General features: G+C 33.8%; 1 protein-coding gene. It reads left to right on the top strand.

What is annotated here, in order from left to right; translation table 11 throughout:
- Positions 1-64: 64 nt before the first annotated feature.
- Positions 65-601 carry a hypothetical protein gene (locus AC6I5C_RS17835; RefSeq protein ID WP_053978591.1) on the top strand — a complete coding sequence of 179 codons (537 nt, stop codon included), beginning with the start codon at positions 65-67 and terminating at the stop codon, positions 599-601.
- Positions 602-650 lie beyond the last annotated feature (49 nt).

Here is a 650-nt window from a genome sequence, read left to right as displayed (position 1 = left end):
CTGAAAATCCTGCGGATTTTCACGCAACGAAACAATACACAAACCGTTGTGTAGCATTAAAAAAATGAAGAAACTGATTTCATATTACCTCCTTACTTCGTCCTTTGGACTCCTCATGTCATGCGGTCAATCTAATGACGGTTCAAAAGATATTACAACTGACAATAATAGTTCAGTTAAATCGGACGTGATAATCCCAATTGACACAGTAATAGAGAATCGATTCGCCTATCTCAAGGAAATTAAAAATTTGAATTCTGACATATTTATAAAAGCGGACTATGTAGATTACTTAACAGGACAAGAAGCCGCAGATGCTGAATGGAGGGATGAAGCTTATTTCATAGACGGCAAAGATACCATTACTAATATTACTGACGGCTATTACATTTCAAATGTGAATCCAAAACTTAGAACTTTTAAACTGAAAGATAAGATGTCAGTTGAGCACATAATTGACGATGACGGAGTACAAGAAATGACGAAACCAAAAAAAATTAATTTGCAACAAATCGAAACCTATATTAAAAATGAAACTCTATTGTTTCTTTATGTAAAAAACGGAATTATAGTACGAATTGATGAACGATTCATGCCATAACAAAGAAAAAACGCCACACAACACCGTGTATAATTCATTGCTTCTGATT

It is taken from the genome of Mangrovimonas sp. sgz306409, assembly GCF_059735265.1.
Note: the sequence above shows the minus strand (reverse complement) of the source record. Positions and strands in the feature narration are given on the sequence as shown.

Coding starts and splice junctions, on each gene's coding strand:
- AC6I5C_RS17835 (WP_053978591.1), top strand. CDS start 65: ATGAAGAAACTGATTTCATATTACCTCCTTACTTCGTCCTTTGGACTC.